The sequence below is a fragment of the Burkholderia sp. Ax-1720 genome, from assembly GCF_011753035.1.
Lineage (GTDB): Bacteria > Pseudomonadota > Gammaproteobacteria > Burkholderiales > Burkholderiaceae > Burkholderia > Burkholderia gladioli.
The window spans coordinates 1-3,969 of record NZ_VWWK01000313.1 but is presented as its reverse complement, the minus strand read 5'-3'; the positions used below and the strand labels follow the sequence as shown (position 1 = coordinate 3,969).

Sequence of the window (3,969 nt, the reverse complement as noted above, 5' to 3'; positions counted from 1 at the left end):
CGGCAGGGGCCGCTTCGGACGGCGCGGCCCCGTCCGGCGCCTCGCCCGCTTGCGGGGCTGCTTGCGGGGCTGCTTGCGGCGCGTCGCCATCGGCGCGGCGCGCGGGCGCGAAACGCGCGAACAGGAAGGCGATCTCCTCGGCATCGAGGCTCGCGCCGGCCGGCATCAACGGCGCGCCGCCGGCATCGAACAGCGGCCACGGCAGGGGCTCGCCGGCTGTCAGGTCGGATTCGGCGAGCAGCAGGACGGAACGGTTTTCGGACATCGGGACGGCACTCCGGACGAAATGGATTCGATTCGTATGACGGCACGATAAGGGAAAACCTGAGGCGGGTGTCGCCGGAAACGCGGGACGAGCCGTTGCGCGCGCATCGATATATGCCGCGAGGACGGCCTGGAGAAGCCGGCGCAAGCTCGCCGGCAAGAAAAACGGCCGCGTGAGGAACGCGGCCGTGTAGTCGATCGAACCACGGGCGATGGCGGCGCGGCGGCTACCCGCGCGCGCGGAGGATGATCAGCAGCACTTGCCCGCGCCGCTGCCGTAGCGCGCGTTCTGCCGCTCGCGGAAGAATTCCTCGTAGCTCATCGGCGCGCGGTCGGGATGCGTCTCGCGCATGTGGGCGACATAGGTGTCGTAGTCGGGCACGCCCACCATCAGGCGGAAGGCCTGCCCCAGGTAGCGCCCAGCCGAGCGCAGTTCGTCGCCGAGATCGGTAAACATGAGGGCCTCCCGCGCCGGTGGTTCAGCGGCCGCTGCCGAGCGCCTGCGCGGACGGCAGCGGTTCGAACGGCGTTTCCTTGGTGGTCGGCCGCGCCTCGCGACGCGCGCGCAGCACCGCCAGCACGCCATAGGCCGCCACGCTGATCACCACGAACATGAACAGGCCCGCCAGCGCCGCGTCGATCGTGTCGTTCAGGATGATGCGCTGCATCTGCTCGAGCGACTTGGCCGGCGCCATCACCTTGCCCGCGTCGACGGCCGATTGCAGCTTGGCCGCGTGGGCCAGGAAGCCGACCTTCGGATTCGCGTCGAAGATCTTCTGCCAGCCGGCCGTCAGCGTGCAGACCAGGAGCCAGGCGGTCGGCAGGATGGTGACCCAGGCGTAGCGCTCGCGCTTCATCTTGAACAGCACCACGGTGCCGAGCGTCAGCGCGATGGCGGCCAGCATCTGGTTCGAGATGCCGAACAGCGGCCACAGCGTGTTGATGCCGCCCAGCGGATCGACCACGCCCTGGTAGAGGAAGTAGCCCCAGGCGGCCACGCACAGCGCGGTGGCGACCAGGTTGGCCGGCAGCGATTCGGTGCGCTTGAGCGCCGGGTGGAAGGTGCCCAGCAGGTCCTGCAGCATGAAGCGGCCCGCGCGCGTGCCCGCGTCGACGGCCGTCAGGATGAACAGCGCCTCGAACAGGATCGCGAAGTGATACCAGAAGGCCATCATCGCTTGGCCGCCGATCACCTGGTGCAGGATCTGCGCCATGCCGACCGCCAGCGTCGGCGCGCCGCCGGCGCGCGCGATGATGGTGGTCTCGCCCACCGCCTTGGCGGTCTGCGTGAGCATGTCGGGCGTCAGCATGAAGCCCCATTGCGTCACCGTCTGCGCGACCGCCGCGGGCGTGGTGCCGAGCACCGCGGCCGGCGCGTTCATCGCGAAGTAGATGCCCGGCTCGATCACGCTCGCGGCCACCAGCGCCATGATCGCGACGAAGGATTCCATCAGCATCGCGCCATAGCCGATCAGGCGCGCGTTCTTCTCGTTGTCGAGCAGCTTGGGCGTGGTGCCCGACGAGATCAGGGCGTGGAAGCCCGATACCGCGCCGCAGGCGATCGTGATGAACAGGAACGGGAACAGGTTGCCGGACCAGACCGGGCCGCTGCCGTCGACGAACTTGGTGAAGGCCGGCATCTTCAGCTCGGGCGCCACCACCAGGATGCCGATCGCCAGGCCCAGGATGGTGCCGATCTTGAGGAAGGTGGAGAGATAGTCGCGCGGCGCGAGCAGCAGCCAGACCGGCAGCACCGAAGCCACGAAACCGTAGCCGATCAGGATCCAGGTCAGCTGGGTGCCCGTGAAGGTGAACCAGGCGGCCAGCGCCGGCGTGTCGTGCACATGCTGGCCATAGACGATCGAGGCCATCAGCAGCACGAAGCCGATGATCGACACCTCGCCGATGCGGCCCGGGCGGATGTAGCGCGTGTAGACGCCCATGAAGATCGCGATCGGAATCGTCGCCGCGACCGTGAAGGTGCCCCAGGGCGAGTTGGTCAGCGCCTTCACCACGATCAGCGCGAGCACCGCCAGGATGATCACCATGATCAGGAAGGCGCCGAACAGCGCGATCACGCCCGGCACCGTGCCGAGCTCCATCTTGACCAGGTCGCCGAGCGAGCGGCCGTTGCGGCGCGTCGAGATGAACAGCACGATGAAGTCCTGCACCGCGCCGGCGAACACCACGCCGGCCAGGATCCACAGCATCCCGGGCGTGTAGCCCATCTGCGCGGCCAGCACCGGGCCGACCAGCGGCCCGGCCCCTGCGATCGCAGCGAAGTGATGGCCGAACAGCACGTACTTGTTGGTCGGCACGTAGTCGAGGCCGTCGTTGTACTTGACCGCCGGCGTCATGCGCAGGCCGTCGAGCTGCACCACGCGGCTGGCGATGAAGCGGCTGTAGAAGCGGTAGGCGATCAGATAGACGCAGACCGCGGCGATCACGATCCACAGCGCGCTGATGCGCTCGCCGTGCGCGAGCGCGATGGTGCCGAAGGCAAAGGCGCCCAGCAGCGCGATCGCGCTCCAGAGCAGGGTTCCGGAAGCCCGATTCATGGTGTCTCCTGGCTATTGTTCGACGTCGTCGCATGCGGTCTTGCACGCGAACCGGCGGGGGTGGCGCGCGCCCGGCAAGGGGCTCGGCACTGCCGCGTATTGTTCGCGTTCGGCACCGCGCGGACAAGCGCACAACTACGTATCCACGCTACGTAGCAACGCGTAGGGGAAAGCGATGAGGGGCGGGGAAAGGCGCGCGAGGCGTGCCGCGGCGGCGGGGGAATGGATGCGCGTCGCGCGCGAGGCGGCGACGCGAAAGGCCTCAGCCGCGCGACACGTCGCGTACCGAGATCGCGGCGACGTCGACGCGCGCCGGCAGGATCGCATCGTGTTGCGCGCGATCGGCGACGCGCTGCAGCGTCGCGATGTCGGCGGGCGTCACCGCGCGCTGCGCGACCGAGGCGCGCCCGGTGATGTCGCTGGCCGCGTCGAGCGGCAGCCGCGTGAGCGAGGCATAGACCTTCGCGTAGTCGGCCGGATGCGCGAGCGCCCAGCTGCCCGCCTGTTCGAGCCTGGCGAGCACGTCGGCGAGCGCCGCGCGTTTGGCGCGATCGGCCAGGGTCGGCGCGGGCGAGGTCAGGAAGCCGAGCCCCGAATTGATGCCGCTGCCGTCGCGCAGCACGCGCGCGCCGCGTCGCACCACGTGGCCGTAATAAGGATCGAAGGTCGCCCAGATATCGATGCGCTTCGACTCGAAGGCCGCGAAGGCATCGACCGGCAGCACGAAGCGCACCTCCACGTCGGTGCGCGACAGGCCGTGTTCCTCGAGCGCGCCGTACAGTTGGTACTGCGAAATGCTGCCGCGCGCGGACGAGACCACCACCGTCCTGCCCTTCAGGTCGGCGACGTTGCGCACCGCGGAATCGGGCTGCACCACGATGCCGAGCGAGGCGGACGAACCGGCGCGCGTCGCGACGATGCGCAGGTCGGGGTCGCCCAGCGCCGCCGTCAGCACCGGCAGGTCGCCGGCCGGGGCGAGATCGATGGCGCCGGCGCGCTGCGCCTCGAACAGGGGCGCGGCGCCCTGGAAGTTGGCCCAGCGAAAGCGGTAGCGCGTGCCGTCGAGCACGCGCGCCGCCTCGGCCAGCGCGCGCAGGCCGCCCGCCTGATCGCCGAGCACCAGCGTGACGTTCGAGAGATCCGCCTC

At 69.6% G+C, this 3,969-nt stretch carries 3 protein-coding genes and 1 pseudogene; all 4 read right to left on the bottom strand.

Features of this window, described 5'->3' with window-relative positions:
- Window positions 1-265 (bottom strand): annotated as a pseudogene (locus F3J18_RS35860) (hypothetical protein); the annotation flags it as partial.
- A 249-nt stretch (window positions 266-514) separates the two neighbouring features.
- Window positions 515-721, bottom strand: a complete 207-nt coding sequence (locus F3J18_RS35855; RefSeq protein ID WP_013691656.1) for a YbdD/YjiX family protein — start codon at window positions 719-721, stop codon at window positions 515-517.
- A gap of 22 nt (window positions 722-743) precedes the next feature.
- Window positions 744-2,822, bottom strand: coding sequence for a carbon starvation CstA family protein (locus F3J18_RS35850; protein WP_166916857.1), 2,079 nt, complete (start codon window positions 2,820-2,822; stop codon window positions 744-746).
- 262 nt (window positions 2,823-3,084) lie between these two features.
- The coding region (locus tag F3J18_RS35845; protein WP_166916854.1) for an ABC transporter substrate-binding protein at window positions 3,085-3,969 on the bottom strand (885 nt) is incomplete at its 5' end.

What these genes read in the sequence shown, in the direction of transcription:
- F3J18_RS35850 (WP_166916857.1), bottom strand. Translation starts at nt 2,822, where the DNA reads ATGAATCGGGCTTCCGGAACCCTGCTCTGGAGCGCGATCGCGCTGCTG.
- F3J18_RS35855 (WP_013691656.1), bottom strand. Translation starts at nt 721, where the DNA reads ATGTTTACCGATCTCGGCGACGAACTGCGCTCGGCTGGGCGCTACCTG.